Genomic DNA, 17,981 nt, shown 5'->3' with positions numbered 1-17,981 from the left:
GGCGGGGGCAGCGCGGCGGGGCGGAGGACGTGGGCGCGGGCGGGGCGGGCCCGGAGGGGSGGGCGCAGCAGGGGGCGGCCACGCGCAGCGCTGGCCGGGGCGGGGCGGGAGGTTGGACACGTAGAATAGTCCGGTGATGCAATCCCCCCTCCCCGTGCGCGACGGCGTCAACGCGACCCGCCTGCGCCTGCCGGACGAGGGGCCCTGGACGACTGCGCTGGACTACATGATGCACCGCTGGGGGCATATCGATCCGCAGGGCATCGAGGACCGGTTCGACGCCGGCGAGATCGTCGGCGAGGCGGGGGTGGCGCTGGACCGCACCACCCCGCTGCAGGACCACACCTTCATCTGGTACTACCGCACCCTGCCGCCGGAGACCCGGATCCCGGTGGAGCTGAACATCCTGCACCAGGACGATCACCTGCTGGTCGTGGACAAGCCGCACTTCCTGCCCACCACCCCCGGCGGGACGTACATCCAGGAATCGGCGCTGGTCCGGCTCCGGAATCAGCTCGGCCTCCCGGACCTGATCCCGATGCACCGCCTCGACCGCATGACGGCCGGCATCCTGCTGCTCTCCACCAACCCCGAGACGCGGGGCAAGTACCAGGTGCTCTTCGAAAAGCGCCAGGTCCAGAAGGAATACGAGTGCGTGTCCGCCGCGGAGCCGGCACCCGGCCATCCCGCCGTGGACTTCCCGGTGGTGGTCCGGAACCGGATGACCAAGTCCCGCAGCTACCTGCTCGCCGAGGTGATTGACGGCGAACCCAACGCCGAAACCCGGATCGAGCGGCTGCGCACATTTGACCCGGCCGGCGGAACCGCCCAAGGCCAACACGTCTCACGCGAGCCCGCTGCCGGATTCGGCGGAGAACCCGACGGCGGGCCCCAACGCCGTGCGCTGTACCGGCTGGAGCCGCACTCGGGGAAGACCCACCAGCTCCGTGTGCACATGGCGTCGCTGGGGCTGGGGATTGTCAACGATGCGTTCTACCCGGACCTGCTGGACAAAGCCCCGGACAATTACGCCAGGCCGCTGCAGCTCCTGGCCCGCGGGATCCGCTTCGTGGACCCCATCTCGGGGAGCCCGGTGGAGTACCGCAGCAGACTGGAACTGAGCGAGGCACGCTAGCAGCGCGAAGTGCGGTACCTTGTGCCCATGGACTTCGGAAATGCGGACAGCTGGGGCGCCGCGATCTATTTCTGGATCTTCCCCTTCGTGATCGGCGACGCCATTTTCCCGCCTGTCCCCTCAGAAATGCTCGTCATCACCGGCGGGGCGCTCTCCGCGGAGGGCCACGTCAACGCGTTCCTCGTGGTGCTCCTGGCCACGGTGTCCTCATGGCTGGGTGACCTGCTCGTCTTCGAACTGTTCAAACGGCGCCTGAGCCACGTGCTGGACCGCTGGAAATGGGGCCTGCACTTCCACGCCGCCGTGCACGCGGCGATCGCGAGGGCAGGCCGGTCCTCCACGTACGGGGCGATTATCGGTGTCCGCTTCATCCCCGGCGGCCGGCTGGCGACGACGGCGGCGGCGGGCATTGCGAACGTCTCGACGCGCGGGTTCAGCCTCTGCGCGGCCATCGGCGGCCTGCTCTGGGCCAGCTGGTCCGTGGCACTGGGCTACTTCACGGGCTCCGCCACTGGGCTCCCGTTCTGGGCGAGCTCCCTGATCGGCGTCGGCGTCGGACTGGTGATCGGCGCCGTCGTGGGCGTGATCGTCACGCGGCGCCGGGGCAGTGCCTCCCCCGTGGAAACCGCCGCGGCGGACCCGGACGAGGAACTGGACTTCTAGACCCCTGACTTCCAGACGCCCGACTTTAGACAGGCGCCCAGCGGCCGCGGCTGCGGCGCAGCACGGTCATGTTTCCGGTGAGCGCAACGCGTTCGACGGCGTCGCGCATCATCGCTGCCGACTCCAGCGCCTGGCTGTTTTCGGCGCTGTATGCGGTGGCATCGACCAGGAAACGCAGGTTCAGCTGTGGCACGCCGCCGGCGAGCTCGAGCTGGTGCGACTCAACATGGTGCCGCGTCCCGAGCGCCTCGATGGCTGCGGCCATGACAGCCTCCGGAGCGGTGCCCGGCTTGAGCCCGGTGATCTTGAGTCTGGTCTGGAACGACGGCATGGAACAACCCTAGCCGGGCCGCCCCCGCACGCCCCATTTTCCGTCCCCAACCCAAGACGCTCCCCAACCCAAGACGCTCCCCCGCCCAGTGAACTGGTCCACAAAGCGAGGGAGCGCCGACAGGGCCGGAGAGGGCTACCCCGTGTTGCGCAGGCCGGCGGCGACGCCGTTGACGGTGATCAGCATGGCGCGCTGGAGGCGCTCGTCGATCTCGGCACCGGACATGCCTTCCGCGGCCTCGGCCCGGACACGGCGCAGCAGTTCCACCTGCAGGTAGCTGATCGGGTCCAGGTACTGGTCCCGGATCTCCAGGGAGCGCTTCAGCGTGGGCTGGGCATCGAGGATCACGTGCTCGCCGGTGAGGTTCTGGATTTCCTCCACGGTGAGCTCATATTCGGCCCGGATGGCGCGGAACAGGTGATGCAGCTCCTCCGGGACGAGGGTGGAGACGTAGTAGCCGGCAATGTCCATGTCCGTCTTGGCCAGGGTCATCTCCACGTTCGAAAGCACCGAACGGAAGAAGTGCCAGCCTTCGATCATCTCCTTGAGCTGGGCCGAGTTTCCGGCCTCGCGCGCGGCCTTGAGGCCGGAGCCCACACCGAACCAGCCCGGAACGATCTGCCGCGACTGGGTCCAGCCGAACACCCACGGGATGGCCCGCAGCCCCTCAAGCCCGGAGCCGGAATCGGGCCGCTTGGACGGACGCGATCCGATGTTCAGGGATCCCAGCTGCTCCACCGGCGTGGACGCCATGAAGTAGGCGGGCAGGTCCGGGTCTTCGATCAGCGAGCGGTAGCGGGCAAACGCGGCGTCGGAGACGGTTTCCATGACGTCGCCGTAGCGCACGCGCTGGTCCTCGGAGGTGCGCGGCGCACGGTGCAGCGCGGATCCCTGCAGCACCGCGGCAAGGGAGAGCTCGAGGTTCTCGCGGGCCAGCTCCGGCAGGGAGTACTTGTCCGAGATGACCTCGCCCTGCTCGGTGAACTTGATCTCGCCCTCGAGCACGCCGTTGGGCTGCGCCATGATGGCGTCGTAGGTCGGCCCGCCGCCGCGGCCCACGGATCCGCCGCGGCCGTGGAAGAGGCGCACGCGGACGCCGTGCTTCGCGGCAACGTCCCGCAGCTTGCGCTGGGTCTTGTAGATCTCCCACTGGCTGGTCATGACGCCGGATTCCTTGTTGGAGTCCGAGTAGCCGAGCATGATCTCCTGCACGTCGCCGCGGAGCCGGACCAGCTCGCGGTAGGACGCATCAGAGAGCAGCTGGTCCACGATCTCGGCGGAGGCGCGCAGCTCGTCGACCGTCTCCAGCAGCGGAGCGAACCCGATCTTGGCGTAGGGCGCCTCGCCGAAGAGGCTGACTAGGCCGGCCTCGCGGGCCAGCACGGCCGCGGCCAGGACGTCGTCCGCACCGCGGGTCATGGAAATGATGTAGGTCTCGATCACGTCGGGACCGTAGGTGCGCAGGGCCCGCCGGATCTCCCGGAAGACGTCGTACGTGCCGTCAGCGACGCCGTCGAGCTTGATCGGGTGGCCGGAGAGCGGGCGCCGGGACGCGAGTTCGGACCCGAGCACCTCGAGCCGCTCGGCGCGGCTGAGCTCCGCGTACCGGACTCCGGGGCCACCGAGGCGGTCCATGAGCTGCCCGACGGCGTCGTGGTGGTGGTCGGCGTGCTCGCGGATGTCGAGGGTGGCCAGGTGCAGGCCGAAGGAGGCGATGGCGCGGCGGACCCGGGACAGGGCGCCGTCCGCGGCGAGGGCGGCGTGGTGGTTCCGCAGCGAGCGTTCCAGCAGGCCGAGCTCGGCGAGGAGCTCCCCGGTGGCGGTGTAGTCGCGGCCGGGCTCGTGCGCGGATCCGGCCGCAACCCGTTTGCCGGTGTTGATCAGCTTGGCCTTGATGCAGGTCAGTTTGAGCCGGTACGGCTCCTGCGCATTCAGCTCCAGGACGCGGCGGTCCAGGCCGGGCAGCTTCTTGAGGTCCACGTCGATCGAGTCCAGGAGTTCCTGGTCTGCGCCGGCCAGCGCGGTCGAGTTGGACAGGATGGAGATGAGGCCGTCGATCAGGCCGATGCTGATCCGGACGGCATGCTGGTTCTGGATCTGCAGGATTTCGCGGGTGACGGCGGCCGTGACGTTGGGGTTGCCGTCCCGGTCCCCGCCGATCCAGGAGCCGAAGCGGATCGGAGCCTTCTGCGGAGGCAGCGTAACGCCGTGGTCGGCGAGCAGTTCGGAGAGGTCCGAGAGCATCTCCGGCATGGCGTCGCTAAGGATGCCGGTGAGGTAGTAAATGGCGTTCCGAGCCTCGTCCACGGGGGTGGGCCGGACCTGGCGCAGCTCGTCCGTCTGCCACATCTGGTCGATCACCTCGGACAGTTGACGGTCCTGGCGGCGGCGCGCGGACGTGCCCTCCAGCGTGGATTCGGACAGGATGTCCGAGAGCCGGCGGATCTTGTCCAGCACGGAGCGGCGCGAGGCCTCGGTGGGGTGGGCGGTGAAGATGGGCCGGACGTCGAGTTCGTTGACGACTTCCTGCAGCACGGAATTCCCGGCCTGGTCGGCGATCTCTTCCACGGCCTTGGCCAGCCAGCCGTCCTTCTCCTGCCGGGTGCGCAAGCCGCGGACGCGGTGGACCTGCTCGGCGGCGTTCGCCAGGTGGAAATAGAACGCAAAAGCCCGGACCAAGTCGGTGGCCTGGTCCAGGGGCAGGGACCCGAGCAGTTCGCGGACCTGGGCGACGACGTCGTACGAGCTCCACGGGCCGGTGGCATCGGCACCGCCGCGGGCTGCCTCCTTGGATTCCTTGGTCAGCAGGCGCACCTGCTCGACGAGGTCGAGGAGTTCCGGCCCGTGCTGGCGGACCAGGGATTCGCCCAGGAGGGTGGAGACCCGGCGGACATCGGCCCGGAGTTCGGCGGCAAGATCGGTGTCGGAATGCATTGCAGTGTTAGCCATGGAAACTATCTTTCGAGGGTTCGACTTGGCTCGTACACTGCGCTGGATACTGTGAGCCCGATTACTTCTTCCCATGGGATGTTACCCGCAGGCACTCGCGGCTGGAATTCCGTCTCAGATAGTGTCACGCAACACTTCRGTTGGGTTAGCGGGCGATCTTGAAATTGAACTCGCCGGTGCCCAGCGCGCCCCAGAGCCGCAGCCAGACCGGCAGGATCATTTCCGCGCCGCGGGCACTCGTGATGTCCCCCAGGTCGATCACGTCGCGGTGGCCGAAGCCCTTGAGCAGTTCCGTCACGGCGGCCTTGGCGTCGGCGTCGTCCCCGGAGACGAACACCGAATGGTCACCGCCGGCCACACGCGCCGGATCCACCATCACCGACGCCGTCATGGTGTTGAGGGTCTTCACCACCCGGGACTGCGGGAAGGCCCGCTGGATCTGCTCGCCGAGGCTGTCCGTGTTCACCGGGTTCAGCGACGGCGGCATGCCCTGCGAGAAATCCAGCGGGTTGGCGATGTCCATGATGACTTTGCCGGCGAGGTTCCCGGTGCCCGCGGCGGCGAGAGCCGCCAGGGAGCCGCCGCCGTGGGTGGCGTTGACGATCAGCTCGGCGCCGGCCGCGGCCTCGGCAAAGGGGGCGAGGCCGACTCCGGTGTGCGCGGCGTGCCATTGCGCGAACGGCGCGGCACCCATCGCGTCCGGTTCCGTCCGGGCGAGCGTGGCCTGCGGGTCGCGGGTGCCGATCACGACGTCGTGACCCAGGCCCGCCAGCGCGCCGGCAATAGTGCGGCCCACCGTGCCGGTTCCCATTACCGCAATCTTCATGGCATCCTCGATTCCGCCCACCAGGAGCTCAGCCCGAAATCCACAGGAAGACAGATCCGTCTACCGCTGGACATGAAGCTATCAGACCGGCTTGCCGGCAACAAGGCGCCCCCGGCCGGCCAGCGGGTGGGCGGCTCAGCGGGCGGACGGCCGAGCGGGTGGGCGGCCCAGCGGGCAGTCAGGCATAGACAGACTTGTCTGTGTAGCATGGTGCCATGACCCTGCCAGCAGCCATCGCGCAGCCGGCACCCCGTGCCCCCGCCGGGCATGCCAGGGAGAAGATCCTGGCCACGGCCTTCCGGCTCTTTTACGCGCAGGGCTTTCGGGCCGCCGGCATCGATACGATCATCGCGGAGTCTGGCGTCGCGAAGGCCACGTTCTACAAGTATTTTCCGGCCAAGGACGACCTCATCCTGGCGTATCTGGAGAAGGTCGACGGCGTCTGGACGGGGCAGCTTCACGCCGCCGCGCGCGCCGCCGGCGAGGACCCGGCGACACAGCTTGTGGGCCTGTTCGATGCCCTGACAACCGCCTGCCGGCTGGACGGCTACCGGGGCTGTGCCTTTATCAATGCGGCCGCCGAGTCGACTGCCGGCACCAGGGTCCACGACCGGACCGTGGCGCACAAACAGCAGGTCCGGGCCTGGATCCGGGACCTGGCTGCCCGCGCTGGCGCCGGGAACCCGGACCAGCTGGCCCGCAGCCTGACCCTGCTGCTGGACGGCGGCCTGGCCAGCGGGGTGCTCGACGGCGACCCGGACGCGGCCACCGCCGCCAGGGCCACTGCCGCGCAACTCGTCGCGGCCAGCCTCGGAATTCCACCCGCCCCAACTGACTCGCAGCAGGGGCCGTTATGAGGCCTCAGAACGGCCCCTGCTGCGAGTCAGTTGGGCTGAGACTCCCTGGAGGAATCTATGAACACCACTGAGCCCGCCGCCGACCCACAGCTTGCCCGCTGGCAGCGCTTCCGGAACAGCCGGAACGCGGCACTCGCCAGCGACCACGGCTGGCTGACGCTGACTTCCTTCCAGTGGCTCGAGGACCGGCCCGCCGCCGTCGAGCTCGCCCCGGGACTCTGGTCCACCGACGGCACCGCGGCGTTCCTCACCGCGGCCGCGTCCGACGGCCTGACCCTCGTGGAAACCGGCGAACCCGTGGACGGGACCATCAGCGCCGTGCTCGCCGACGAGGAATCACTCATGTGGGTCCAGTACGGCGGCGGCGACGGCCGCCAGGTGGTGGTGGAACTCGCCATGCGCGCGGACAAGTACGCCATCCGCACGCGGGACTCCCAGTCACCGGCGTTCACCGAGTTCGACGGCGTGCCCACCTTCGACTTCCGCCCGGACCTGGTGATCGAGGCCCGGTTCGCGCCCTATCCCGAGCCCGTGGACGTGCCGATCGGCACCGCCAACCCGCTGGTGGACGGGATCCACCGCTCGGTCGGCGAACTGGTTTTCCGGCTGCCGGGCACGGACCACGAATTCCACCTGCAGGCCGAGGAGGAGAAGCTCGGCGCCCTGACGGTCACATTCCACGACGAGACCAACGGCGAGAGCACGGACGAGTGGCGGAAGGTCTCCACAGCGAAACCCCGGCCTGACGGGACGGTGATCCTCGATTTCAACCGGGCCATCAACTACCCCAGCGCCTTCACCCCGTACGGCACCTGCCCCATGCCGGTGAAGAACAACAGCCTGGACTACCGGATCACGGCCGGCGAGAAGGAACCCGGCCTTTTCTAGACTGCGTCCTCTAGGGATTCCTAGACGATCGCGGACACTCCGGTGACGGCACGCCCCGTGATCAGGGTGTTGATCTCGAACGAGCCCTCATAGGTGTAGATCGCCTCGGCGTCGGAGAAGATCTTGGCCATCCGGTAGTCGGTGACAATCCCGTTGCCGCCCAGCAGGGACCGGCCCATCGCCACGGTTTCGCGCATCCGGGCGCTGACATAGGACTTTGCGAGGGCCACCTGCGGCATGTCCGCCACCCCCTGGTCCTGCAGCTGCGCGATCCGGACCATCATGCCCATGCTGGCCACGGCGTTGCCGAGCATGGTCACCAGCTGCTGCTGGACCAGCTGGAACTTCGCCAGCGGACGGCCGAACTGCTGGCGTTCGACGGCGTACTGGCGCGCGACGTCGAACGCTGCGAGCTGCTGCCCCACGCCCTGCCAGGCCACCATGATCCGGGAACCGCGCAGGAGCTCGTTGGTGTCCTCGAAGCTGCTGATGCCGGCGAAGCGGTCCGCCTCGGCCACCCGGACGTCGGTGAAGACGATGTCCGCGTTCTGCACCGTGCGCAGCGCGATCTTGTTCTCGATCCGGCTCCGGCTCACCCCCGGCAAGGTGGCGTCGACGATGAAGCCTCGGATGCCGCCGTCGGCCTCGTCCCGGGCCCAGACCAGCATGTAGTCACAGAACGTGCCGTTGCCGATCCAGCGCTTGGCGCCGTTGAGCAGCCAGGCGTCGCCGCCGTCGGCCGCGCCGCCGGGGATCCGCCGGGCCCGGGTTTCCATGCCGCCGGCAACGTCCGAGCCGTGGTCCGGTTCGGTGAGGGCGAAGGCGCCGGTGGTGCGCAGGTTTGCCGCGTCCTCGAGCAGGCGCGCCTTCTGTTCCTCGGAGCCAAAGCCGTAGAGCGATTCGACGAAGAGGTCGTGGTGGACCAGGAAGAAGGTCGCCAGCGAGGTGTCCACGCGGGTCATCTCGGCGATCACGATCCCGGCGAACAGGTTGCTGTAGCCGCGCTGGGCGGGGGCGCTGAGCTCCAGGGCGGCCAGCTTGGGCAGGATATGGGCCGGGAATTCGGCCTTGTTCCACCAGTCGGTGGCGAAGGGGGCGACCTCCGCGGCCAGGAACTCCCGCAGCTGGGCCAGCTTGGCCCGCTCCACCGGGCTGAGCAGGGACTCGTAGTCGAAGAAGTCCGCCGTGGGCAGCTCGGCCACAGCCGGCGCGGCCGCAGCAGTCGTTTCTGCCCTGGTCATTTCGGCCCCATGCGGATGGCGCCGTCGAGGCGGATGGTCTCGCCGTTAAGCATGGCGTTCTCCACAATGTGCGCGGCGAGGTTCGCGTATTCGGCGGGGCGGCCCAGCCGCGAGGGGTGCGGCACCTGTTGGCCCAGGGAGTCCTGCGCCTCCTGCGGGAGCCCGGCCATCATGGGGGTCTCGAAGATGCCCGGGGCGATGGTGACCACCCGGATCAGCGAGCGCGCGAGTTCGCGGGCGATCGGCAGCGTCATGGCCGCCACGGCSCCCTTGGAGGCSGCGTAGGCGGGCTGGCCGATCTGSCCGTCGAASGCKGCRACGGAGGCSGTGTTGATGATGACGCCGCGTTCGGGACCGCCGAGATCCGTGGCTACCGGCTCGGTGGCGGCCATCGCGGCCGCGGCGAGGCGGATGACGTTAAAGGTGCCCACGAGGTTGATCTGGATGACGCGGCTGAAGCTCTCCAGCGGGAGCACACCCTCCCGGCCCAGGACCTTGCCGGGGGTGGCGATCCCGGCACAGTTGACCACGATGCGCAGCGGGCCCAAGGCAGCGGCGGCCTCGACGGCGGCGTGGACCTGCGCTTCGTCGGTGACATCGGCGGGGGCAAAGACGGCTGTGCGGCCGTCTCCAGCCGGCTCCCCGGCGGAGCGGGCGGCGACAGCATTCAGTTCGGCGGCAAGGGCGTCCCCGGCAGAACCCGGCAGGTCCACGAGCACCACCGACGCGCCGGCGTCGAACAGCCGCCTGGCCGTGGCCGCTCCGAGACCCGAGGCCCCGCCCGTGATCAGCGCGACAGTACCTTTGATGTCCATGCATCCTCCTTGATGTGGAACCGGACCCCGGCCGTGAAGCCTTGACGCAGGCTGCGCTTGCAGCAGCCGCCCGCGGGGAACGTTAGTTAGTGAATGTTAACTGGAATGCGGCGGTTCCGCACCTTTGGACCCAGCCCGGTAAGGCGCAGGAACCACCGCGGGTACCGGCGCAGCCACCGGGCGCGGTGACGCTCCCCGCCCCGGCGCGCTCCCGCGATTACGCTTGAGCCATGACCCGAGCAGACGCCGCCCCCAATTGGTCCTTCCGCGCGGACGAGGCCGCCCGCTCGGTGACCAGGCTCTTCGGGCAGCGGCTCTTCTTCCTGCCGCGGACCCACATCGCCGCCATCCTCCGGCCCTCCGGGAGGCTGAAGAACCTGTCCCGGCCCTGGCACTACTGGTGGCAGGCGCATTATCTGGACTGCCTCGTGGACGCCGGACGCCGCGAGCTGGGCTCGCCCGAGAACCCGGGGGGCAGGTTCGACGGCGAGAACCGGCCCAGCGCCGGCCAGCTCGCCTCCCGGCTCGTCACAGGCATCCGGCTGCGCAATTTCCTCACGGTGGTCAACAACTACTACGACGACATGGCCTGGCTGGCCCTGGCCACGCACAGGCTGGACAAGCTGGCCGAGGACACCCGCAAACACACCGGCCGGGGACGCAACGCCAAGGTCCTGCAGAGCCTGACCCTGCAGTTCGACTCCGCCTCCACGGACGACCTGGGCGGCGGAACCTTCTGGAGCACCAAGCGCGACTTCAAGAACACGCCCGCCACCGCACCCGTGGCCCTCTACTACGCACGGACGGGCAACCCGGCGAAGGCGCAGGCCCTGCTGGACTGGCTGGACGCCCGGCTCTACGAGCCCGAACAGGGCCTCTACCGGGACGGCCTGCGGATTTCCGGAACAGGGGACGTGGTGCTGGAGGACACCATCTACACCTACAACCAGGGGCCCGTCCTCGGTGCCCTGCTGGAACTCGGCGGCGAGGCCAACCTCGCCCGCGCGGCAGCGCTCGTGGACGCCGTGGCGAACAGCCTCACGCAGCCGGCTCCGCTGCTGGGGCGCAGCGCCGCGGTGTTGCGCTGCGAGGGAACGGGCGACGGCGGACTCTTCACCGGGATCCTCGTCCGCTATCTCGCCCTTGCCGCCGCCGACGTGCGACTGCCGGCCGAAACCCGGGCCACAGCGGCGGCGCTGGTGAACGATACAGCCGAAGCCCTCTGGGAGGGCCGCCGGATCCTCCCGCCGCACGACCGGCTCGCGCGCCCGGGCAGCCACCTGGTGTTCTCCGACAGCACCGACCTGCCCGCACGACGCAGCTATCCGGAGGGCGCCGCCGTCGAGCTGTCCACCCAACTCCAGGCCTGGATGGTCCTGGAGGCTGCCGCATCGATCGCCCCGGCGCCCACCCGGTGAGGGAAACCAATTACGTCACGCAACAGTTTCGTAATTCATGTGATCCTCATCACTTATAGGGGCTTCAGGTTGGTCGCTTAGGTTTGGCTAACCTACAGTCTTTCGTAGTGAGCATGCCCTAACTCCCCCGCTCACGGGGGTCAGGGCGCCAACGACGAATTCCTTGCAGAAAGTAGCCCCATGAAGATCCGCAACAACGCACTGGCGGGCATCGCCCTGGCAGCCACCGCCGCTCTGGGCCTGGCCGCCTGCGGCACCGGTTCGGCTGCCCCGGCTGGCAGCAGTGCAGCGGCCGGCGGCTCGGCCGCCGGCGAGATCACGGTCTATAACGCCCAGCACGAGTCCCTGACCAAGGAGTGGGTGGACGCCTTCACGGCCGAAACCGGTATCAAGGTCACCCTGCGCCAGGGCGACGACACCGAGATGTCGAACCAGATCGTCCAGGAAGGCCAGGCCTCCCCGGCGGATGTCTTCCTCACCGAGAACTCCCCCGCCATGGCCCAGGTGGAAAACGCCGGCCTGTTCGCGGACGTGGACAAGGCCACCGTGGACCAGGTCCCCGCCGAGTTCCGCCCCTCCACCAACAAGTGGACCGGCATCGCGGCCCGCTCCACCGTCCTGGTCTATGACAAGACCAAGATCAGCGAGGACAAGCTGCCCAAGTCCATGCTGGACCTGGCCAACCCCGAGTGGAAGGGCAAGTGGGCAGCCTCGCCGTCGGGCGCCGACTTCCAGGCGATCGTCTCGGCCCTGCTCGAGCTCAAGGGCGAAGCCGCCACGCAGGCCTGGCTCAAGGGCATGAAGGAAAACTCCAAGGCATACAAGGGCAACAGCACGGCCATGAAGGCCGTCAACGCCGGCGAAGTCGACTCCGCCCTGATCTACCACTACTACTACTACGGCGACCAGGCCAAGACCGGCGAGAACTCCAACAAGGTCACGCCGTTCTACTTCAAGAACCAGGACCCCGGTGCATTCGTCTCCATCTCCGGCGGCGGCGTGCTGAAGTCCTCGAAGAACGCCGCTGCGGCCCAGGCCTTCCTGAAGTTCATCACCGGCAAGAAGGGCCAGGAAGTACTCCAGAAGGGCACGTCCTTCGAGTACGCCGTAGCTTCGGACGTCCCGTCCAACGACAAGCTGGTTCCGCTCAAGGATCTGCAGGCCCCCACCGTGGATCCGGCCAAGCTTAACTCCTCCAAGGTCACCGAGCTGATGACCCAGGCAGGACTGCTGTAACTGAAGTGAGTAGCAAGCTGGCGGTCCCCGGAAATTCGGGGGACACGACGACGGCGGGCAGGGGCAAGCGCCCCCGCCCGCCTTTCGGCGTTTCTGTTGTATCCATCATTGCGGTCCTGATCGCCCTGTTCTCCCTGGTGCCGCTGGCTTACGTGATTGTCATGACGGCCTCCACCGGGTGGGACACGGCCGCGGCCCTGATCCTCCGCCCGCGCGTGGGCGAGCTCCTGCTGAACACAGTGCTGCTGACCGTGGTGACGGTGCCGCTGTGCCTGGTCCTGGGCGTCGGCGGCGCGTGGCTCGTCGAGCGCACCAACCTCGTGGGCCGCAAGTGGTGGGCCGTGCTGCTCGCCGCCCCGCTGGCCATCCCCGCCTTCGTCAACAGCTACGCCTGGGTGTCCGCGGTGCCTTCGCTCGGCGGGTTGTGGTCCGGTGTCCTGATCGCCACCCTGTCCTATTTCCCGCTCGTGTACATCCCGGCCGCCGCGACGCTCAGCCGCCTGGACCCGGCGATCGAGCAGTCCGCCGCGTCCCTCGGGCTCGGCGCCTGGCGCGCCTTCTTCCGTGTGGTGCTCCCGCAGCTGCGTATCGCCATGACCGGCGGCGGGCTGCTGGTCGCGCTGCACCTGCTGGCCGAATACGGGGCGTTCGCGATGATCCGTTTCGACACCTTCACCACCGCGATCATGGTCCAGTACCAGTCGACGTTCAACGGCACGGCAGGGAACATGCTGGCCAGCGTCCTGGTGTTCCTGTGCCTGATCCTGCTGCTCGTGGAGGTCCGCAGCCGCGGCAGTGCCCGGTACGCGCGGATCGGCTCCGGCGCCCAGGCGCGCGCCTTGCGCCTGCCGCTGCACGCCTACCAGCTCCCCGCCCAGCTGTCCCTGATCGTTCTCGTCGGGCTGGCGTTCGGCCTGCCGCTGACGTTCGTGCTGCGCTGGATCGTCACCGGCGGCCCGGACATCTGGGCTGCCGAGGAATTCATGCCGGCCCTGCTGCAGACCCTGGCCTATGGTCTCGCCGCTGCCGTGGTCACCACCGTGGTCGCGTTCCCCATGGCCTACCTCGCCGTGCGGCGCCCCAGCTGGTTCAGCAAATCCTTGGAGCTCTCCAACTACATCACCAGCTCCATGCCCGGGATTGTGGTGGGCCTGGCCTTCGTGACCGTGAGCATCCGGATGGTGCCCAGCATGTACCAAACCTCGGCGCTGCTCATCGCCGCCTACGTGTTGCTGTTCCTTCCCCGGGCCCTCGTGAACATCCGCTCGGGGCTGTCCCAGGCACCGAAGGAACTCGACGAGGCCGCCCAGGTGCTCGGCAAGCCGCCGCTGCTGGCCTTCCTCCGCGTGACCCTTCGCCTCACCGCTCCCGCCGCGGCCGGTGGCGCTGCCCTGGTGTTCCTGGGAATCGTCAACGAGCTCACGGCGACGCTTCTGCTCTCGCCCAACGGGACGCGTACCCTCGCCACCGAGTTCTGGAGCAAGAGCAGCGAAATCGACTACGCTGGCGCCGCCCCGTATGCGTTGCTGATGATTGTGATCTCGGCGCCCATGACCTATCTCCTCTTCCAGCAGTCCAAGAAAGTAGCCGGACAGTGACCGATGTTTACCCGTCGCGTGAGGCCCATTCGCGTCTCCCCGAGCCGCGGATCGCGGCATCCGTGGCCCCCAGCACCAACAGCCACCTGGAAATCGACGCGGTCACCAAGAACTTTGGGTCCCAGGCCGTCCTCCGGGGCGTCAACCTCTCCGTCGCAAAAGGCGGAACGACGGCGATCGTGGGACCGTCCGGCTCGGGAAAAACCACACTCCTGCGCCTGATTGCCGGCTTCGAACACCCTGACACCGGCAGCATTGCGCTGAACGGCAGCAAGGTGGCGGGAGAGAACGCCTGGGTCCCCGCCCACAAGCGCCACGTCGGCTACGTGGCCCAGGACGGTGCTTTGTTCCCGCACCTGACAGTCGGGCAGAACATCTCCTTCGGCCTGGACGCCTCGCAGCTGCCCGGCGGGCACCGCGGCGTCAAGGCGCGGGTTGCTGAATTGCTCGAGATGGTTTCCCTGGACCCTGCCATGGCCAAGCGCCGCCCGCACCAGCTCTCCGGCGGCCAGCAGCAGCGCGTGGCCCTGGCCCGGGCGCTGGCCCGCAAGCCCGCCCTCATGCTGCTGGACGAGCCGTTCTCCGCCCTGGACGCCGGGCTGCGCGTGGCCACGCGCCGCGCCGTGGCCCAGGTCCTGAAGGACGCCGGCGTGACCACCATCCTGGTCACGCACGACCAGGCCGAGGCGTTGTCCTTCGCCGACCAGGTGGCCGTGATGCGCGGCGGCAGGCTGGCCCAGATCGGCAACCCGTTCGTCGTCTACACCCGCCCGGCGGACCGTGCCACCGCCGAATTCCTGGGCGACGCCGTCATCCTGGATGCCTGGATGGAAGGCTCCCTGGCCACGTGCTCGCTTGGCGGGATCCCCGTCCGCCGCCCGCCGGCCCAGGGCCGGGTCCAGCTGATGCTCCGGCCCGAGCAGATCCGCATCTCCGAGGACGGCCCCATCCGCGGCACCGTGGTGGACACCGACTACTTCGGCCCCGAGACCACGGTTCGGCTCCAGCTCCCGGTCCCGCCCGTCCTGGCCGCCGGCACCGTTCCGGACCACCGCTACCCCGGCGGCGGGGAAATCATTACCATCCGGCACTGGAACGCCTCGATCGCCCGCCCCGGCACCGAGCTCCGGCTCCGCGTGGTGGGCGAGGCCGTGGCCTTCCCCATGGATGGGCCGCCGTCCCCCTAAATATGCCGTGGCGATAGGGTGGGGCGCATGACTGTTCAGCCCGGCCTGCACCGCCAATACTGCTCTGTTGCCGCCCCCACGCAGCTGTGGCTCGATCCGGACGGCCGCCTGGCCGGCGAGTTCAAGCCGCCCGGCGCCGGTGACCCGGCTGATCCGTCCGGGTTTACGGGGCTCCTCCACGGCGACACCCGTATGCTCTCCCGGGCACTGGTGCGTGTCAACGGCCTGGAACCGGAACCGGCAACGGTCGAGGCCGAGCCCGGCGGCATCCTGCGCGTCCGCGGCCTGGTCCGGGGCATCCCTGGCCCCACGGAGGATCCCGCCGTCGAACTCCTGCAGACCTGGACCGTGACTCCGGGCCTGGTGCGGCACGCCCTGCAGCTGCGGACCTCACTGGATTCCCTCGACGTCGACATCGACATCGAGCTCGCCGCCGATTTCACCGACATGGCCCAGATCCGCCTCAGCCGTTTCCGTGACGCATCCGCGCCAATCGCCGCCGACGACTCAGCGCTGCGCTGGAGGGAGGGTGGCAAGGCCCTGGCCGTGGCGGCCCCCGGCGCCGTCACCTCGGAAGGCCGCCTCGCCTGGCGCGGGACCGTGGGCCGGGGCCGGCCCTTCGAGGCCGAGTGGCAGGCCGTCGTCAGCGACGATGATGATGCCGTGGTGGCGGCCAGCCCGCCCGCGGCCAGGCTGCCGCGAACCGGGCCGGCCGGTGCCCTGGGCCTGCTCCTGGATAACTCCCTCGATGAAGTGGCGGGGCTCCGGCTTGCTACCCGGCAGCTGCCGGACGCGCCGTTCATTGCCGCCGGGGCACCCTGGTACTTCACGCTGTTCGGGCGGGATTCGCTGTGGGCGGCGCGGCTGCTGCTGCCGTTGAACACTGGGTTGGACACTGGGCCGGACACGGGGCTGGCGGCGGGAACACTGCGGGCACTGGCGGCTTTCCAGGGCATCAAGACGGATTTGGCGGCCGCCGAGGAGCCTGGGAAGATCCTGCACGAGCTTCGGTCCAAGGAGCTCGTGCTGGAGAGCCAGGGCCTGCGCCTGCCGCCGGTGTACTTCGGGGCCGTGGATTCCACCCCGCTGTGGCTGTGCCTGCTGGGTGAACTCTGGCGCTCCGGCCGGGACGAGGCCGCCGTCCGGTCCCTGCTGCCCAATGCCGCCCGTGCCGCCCAGTGGCTGCTCGCCGCCGGCGCCGCGGCACCGGGCGCGGCACCGGGCGCGGCACCGGGCGGGGCCGCGGGCAACGGCGGGTTCCTCAGCTACCGAGACGCGTCGGGGCACGGCCTGAGCAACCAGGGCTGGAAGGACTCCCGSGACGCCATGCAGTTCCGCGACGGCCGGCAGGCCGAGGGGCCGATCGCCCTGTCCGAGGTGCAGGGTTACGCATACCAGGCAGCGATGGAAACGGCCGAGCTGTTCGACGCCGTCGGCGAACCGGGCGGCCAGGCGCTGCGCGACTTCGCCGCGGCTCTCCGGCTCAGGTTCCGTGAGCGCTTCTGGGTTGCGGACGACGGCGGGCCGTTCCCGGCCATGGCCCTGGACGGCCACGGGGCTCCCCTGGACATCCCTGGCTCGAACATGGGCCATTTACTGGGCACGGGCATCCTGGATGCCGCTGAAGCCCGGATCGTGGCGGACCGGCTGGTGAGTCCCGAGCTGTTCTCCGGCTACGGCGTGCACACGATTTCGCGGCGGGCCGCAGGGTTTTGGCCCTTCAGCTACCACTGCGGCTCGGTCTGGAGCCACGACACGGCCATCGCGATCAGGGGCCTGCTGGCCGAGGGTTTCATCGCCGAGGCACGGACCCTGTCCGATGGCCTGCTCGCGGCGGCTGCCTCCTTCGGGCACCGGCTGCCGGAGGTCTTCGCCGGGGTGCGGGCCGAGGACTCTGGCGTTGCGGTGCCCTATCCGGCGTCGTGCCACCCGCAGGCGTGGTCCTCAGCCTCCGCGGTGGTGATCGCCCAGGCGATGGGCGTCGGGCTCTGACGGGTAGGGCTCTAACGGATACGGCTCTAACGGATACGGCTCTAACGGATACGGCTCGGGCGGATGGGACCCTGACAGGTCGGACCCTGATGGGATTGGCTCTGCCCACCGCGGGGCCATGGCGGCCCGGAGCCCGTCGGCCAGGATGACGACCCCGGTCACGGCGAGCGCCAGGCCCATCGAGGCGAGCACGTCCGTCAGCCAGTGATAGCCCAGGTAGAGGCGGGAGAAGGCGACCACAAGCGTCGCCGCGGCGGCCGCCGCGAAGCCGAGTACCGTCGTCGACTGTTTGCTCGTCCGCGTCCCGCGGGCCGCCATCAGCAGGTAGCACAGGACGCCCAGGAAGACGCCGGCGCCGAAGGTGTGGCCGGACGGGAAGGACAGGGCGTCGTCCGGCCCCAGCAGGAAGTCGCTGGCGGCGGGTCGGCCGCGGCCGACGTCGTCCTTGATCAGCGTGGACACCGCGAACGTTGCGGCCATGGCGCCGATGAGCAGGCCGGGACGCCAGACCTCGCGTTTCCAGGCCGCCCAGGCCAGAGCCAGCGCACAGCCGATCACGGTCATCCACAGCGGCGATGTCACCATGGTCACGGCCGTCAGGAGGGCGGTGGCGACTGGGTTCCGGGACGCCACAAGCCCGTCGTGCACCGGGACGTCCAGGGCCGCCACGCCGCTCTTGGACTGCACTGCGGCGAGCACGATCCAGAAGATCGTCTCCCCCGCGATCAGCAGGCCCGCGGCCACGAAGAAGAGCCGGCGCTGGGACGGCAGCGGCAGGCGGTCAGGGGGATGCGGAGCACGCTGGGCAAAGAGCATCGCCCAATCCTGCCAGTCCCAACTACCTG

The 17,981-nt window shown here is 69.2% G+C and carries 15 protein-coding genes; 9 read left to right on the top strand and 6 right to left on the bottom strand.

Translation table 11 applies throughout. The features are described 5' to 3' along the window. Positions 1 to 136 precede the first annotated feature (136 nt). Both AC1DEY_RS19840 and AC1DEY_RS19835 read left to right on the top strand, forming a co-directional pair. Complete coding sequence (locus AC1DEY_RS19840) at positions 137 to 1,135, top strand: RluA family pseudouridine synthase (RefSeq protein WP_476869474.1); 999 nt, start codon at positions 137 to 139, stop codon at positions 1,133 to 1,135. A 27-nt stretch (positions 1,136 to 1,162) separates the two neighbouring features. Beyond that, positions 1,163 to 1,798 (top strand): DedA family protein, encoded by a 636-nt coding sequence (locus AC1DEY_RS19835; protein WP_476869472.1) that lies wholly within the window; start codon positions 1,163 to 1,165, stop codon positions 1,796 to 1,798. A 25-nt stretch (positions 1,799 to 1,823) separates the two neighbouring features. Here AC1DEY_RS19835 and AC1DEY_RS19830 read toward each other — a convergent pair whose 3' ends face one another. The 3 genes from AC1DEY_RS19830 to AC1DEY_RS19820 form a co-directional block, all read right to left on the bottom strand. Then, positions 1,824 to 2,129, bottom strand: a complete 306-nt coding sequence (locus AC1DEY_RS19830; RefSeq protein WP_441407963.1) for a hypothetical protein — start codon at positions 2,127 to 2,129, stop codon at positions 1,824 to 1,826. A 135-nt stretch (positions 2,130 to 2,264) separates the two neighbouring features. Then, positions 2,265 to 5,078 carry a phosphoenolpyruvate carboxylase gene (gene ppc, locus AC1DEY_RS19825; protein WP_476869471.1) on the bottom strand — a complete coding sequence of 938 codons (2,814 nt, stop codon included), beginning with the start codon at positions 5,076 to 5,078 and terminating at the stop codon, positions 2,265 to 2,267. Between the two features lie 145 nt (positions 5,079 to 5,223). Then, the gene (locus AC1DEY_RS19820) at positions 5,224 to 5,904 is read right to left on the bottom strand and encodes an NADPH-dependent F420 reductase (protein ID WP_476869470.1); all 681 of its coding nucleotides are present in this window, start codon (positions 5,902 to 5,904) and stop codon (positions 5,224 to 5,226) included. Positions 5,905 to 6,119: 215 nt separating this feature from the next. Between AC1DEY_RS19820 and AC1DEY_RS19815 the strand changes: the two genes are divergently transcribed. Together AC1DEY_RS19815 and AC1DEY_RS19810 are read left to right on the top strand one after the other, a co-directional pair. Next, complete coding sequence (locus AC1DEY_RS19815; RefSeq protein WP_476869469.1) at positions 6,120 to 6,761, top strand: TetR/AcrR family transcriptional regulator; 642 nt, start codon at positions 6,120 to 6,122, stop codon at positions 6,759 to 6,761. Positions 6,762 to 6,818: 57 nt separating this feature from the next. Then, positions 6,819 to 7,649 (top strand): DUF1684 domain-containing protein, encoded by an 831-nt coding sequence (locus tag AC1DEY_RS19810; RefSeq protein WP_476869468.1) that lies wholly within the window; start codon positions 6,819 to 6,821, stop codon positions 7,647 to 7,649. Positions 7,650 to 7,669: 20 nt separating this feature from the next. Here AC1DEY_RS19810 and AC1DEY_RS19805 read toward each other — a convergent pair whose 3' ends face one another. Then, entirely contained in the window at positions 7,670 to 8,890 is a 1,221-nt protein-coding gene (locus tag AC1DEY_RS19805) for an acyl-CoA dehydrogenase family protein (protein ID WP_476869467.1), read from the bottom strand. Further along, entirely contained in the window at positions 8,887 to 9,705 is an 819-nt protein-coding gene (locus tag AC1DEY_RS19800) for an SDR family NAD(P)-dependent oxidoreductase (RefSeq protein ID WP_476869466.1), read from the bottom strand. Before AC1DEY_RS19800 ends, AC1DEY_RS19805 begins: the two co-directional genes overlap by 4 nt. A gap of 230 nt (positions 9,706 to 9,935) precedes the next feature. Between AC1DEY_RS19800 and AC1DEY_RS19795 the strand changes: the two genes are divergently transcribed. The 5 genes from AC1DEY_RS19795 to AC1DEY_RS19775 all read left to right on the top strand — a co-directional run bounded on the left by AC1DEY_RS19795 (position 9,936) and on the right by AC1DEY_RS19775 (position 17,136). Continuing rightward, on the top strand, positions 9,936 to 11,123 hold the full coding sequence (locus AC1DEY_RS19795; RefSeq protein ID WP_476869465.1) for a glycoside hydrolase family 76 protein: 1,188 nt from the start codon (positions 9,936 to 9,938) through the stop codon (positions 11,121 to 11,123). 180 nt (positions 11,124 to 11,303) lie between these two features. Continuing rightward, a complete protein-coding gene (locus AC1DEY_RS19790) occupies positions 11,304 to 12,359 on the top strand; it encodes an iron ABC transporter substrate-binding protein (protein WP_441407970.1) in 1,056 nt (351 codons plus the stop codon). Positions 12,360 to 12,364: 5 nt separating this feature from the next. Then, a complete protein-coding gene (locus AC1DEY_RS19785) occupies positions 12,365 to 13,957 on the top strand; it encodes an ABC transporter permease (protein ID WP_476869464.1) in 1,593 nt (530 codons plus the stop codon). After that, on the top strand, positions 13,954 to 15,144 hold the full coding sequence (locus AC1DEY_RS19780) for an ABC transporter ATP-binding protein (RefSeq protein ID WP_441407972.1): 1,191 nt from the start codon (positions 13,954 to 13,956) through the stop codon (positions 15,142 to 15,144). The genes AC1DEY_RS19785 and AC1DEY_RS19780 overlap by 4 nt, the downstream gene beginning before the upstream one ends. Before the next feature lie 27 nt (positions 15,145 to 15,171). Continuing rightward, positions 15,172 to 17,136: a glycogen debranching N-terminal domain-containing protein gene (locus AC1DEY_RS19775; RefSeq protein WP_476869463.1), complete on the top strand. Its 1,965-nt coding sequence runs from the start codon at positions 15,172 to 15,174 to the stop codon at positions 17,134 to 17,136. Here the strand turns inward: AC1DEY_RS19775 and AC1DEY_RS19770 are convergent. Further along, positions 17,089 to 17,952: a phosphatase PAP2 family protein gene (locus tag AC1DEY_RS19770; protein WP_476869462.1), complete on the bottom strand. Its 864-nt coding sequence runs from the start codon at positions 17,950 to 17,952 to the stop codon at positions 17,089 to 17,091. The genes AC1DEY_RS19775 and AC1DEY_RS19770 overlap by 48 nt on opposite strands. Positions 17,953 to 17,981: the final 29 nt, after the last annotated feature.

It is taken from the genome of Arthrobacter sp. 05T47 (assembly GCF_056395825.1).
Note: the sequence above shows the minus strand (reverse complement) of the source record. Positions and strands in the feature narration are given on the sequence as shown.

Bases quoted from the DNA above. Each gene is read 5' to 3' on its own strand.
- AC1DEY_RS19840 (WP_476869474.1), top strand. From the start codon at position 137: ATGCAATCCCCCCTCCCCGTGCGCGACGGCGTCAACGCGACCCGCCTG.
- AC1DEY_RS19835 (WP_476869472.1), top strand. From the start codon at position 1,163: ATGGACTTCGGAAATGCGGACAGCTGGGGCGCCGCGATCTATTTCTGG.
- AC1DEY_RS19830 (WP_441407963.1), bottom strand. From the start codon at position 2,129: ATGCCGTCGTTCCAGACCAGACTCAAGATCACCGGGCTCAAGCCGGGC.
- ppc (WP_476869471.1), bottom strand. From the start codon at position 5,078: ATGGCTAACACTGCAATGCATTCCGACACCGATCTTGCCGCCGAACTC.
- AC1DEY_RS19820 (WP_476869470.1), bottom strand. From the start codon at position 5,904: ATGAAGATTGCGGTAATGGGAACCGGCACGGTGGGCCGCACTATTGCC.
- AC1DEY_RS19815 (WP_476869469.1), top strand. From the start codon at position 6,120: ATGACCCTGCCAGCAGCCATCGCGCAGCCGGCACCCCGTGCCCCCGCC.
- AC1DEY_RS19810 (WP_476869468.1), top strand. From the start codon at position 6,819: ATGAACACCACTGAGCCCGCCGCCGACCCACAGCTTGCCCGCTGGCAG.
- AC1DEY_RS19805 (WP_476869467.1), bottom strand. From the start codon at position 8,890: ATGACCAGGGCAGAAACGACTGCTGCGGCCGCGCCGGCTGTGGCCGAG.
- AC1DEY_RS19795 (WP_476869465.1), top strand. From the start codon at position 9,936: ATGACCCGAGCAGACGCCGCCCCCAATTGGTCCTTCCGCGCGGACGAG.
- AC1DEY_RS19790 (WP_441407970.1), top strand. From the start codon at position 11,304: ATGAAGATCCGCAACAACGCACTGGCGGGCATCGCCCTGGCAGCCACC.
- AC1DEY_RS19770 (WP_476869462.1), bottom strand. From the start codon at position 17,952: ATGCTCTTTGCCCAGCGTGCTCCGCATCCCCCTGACCGCCTGCCGCTG.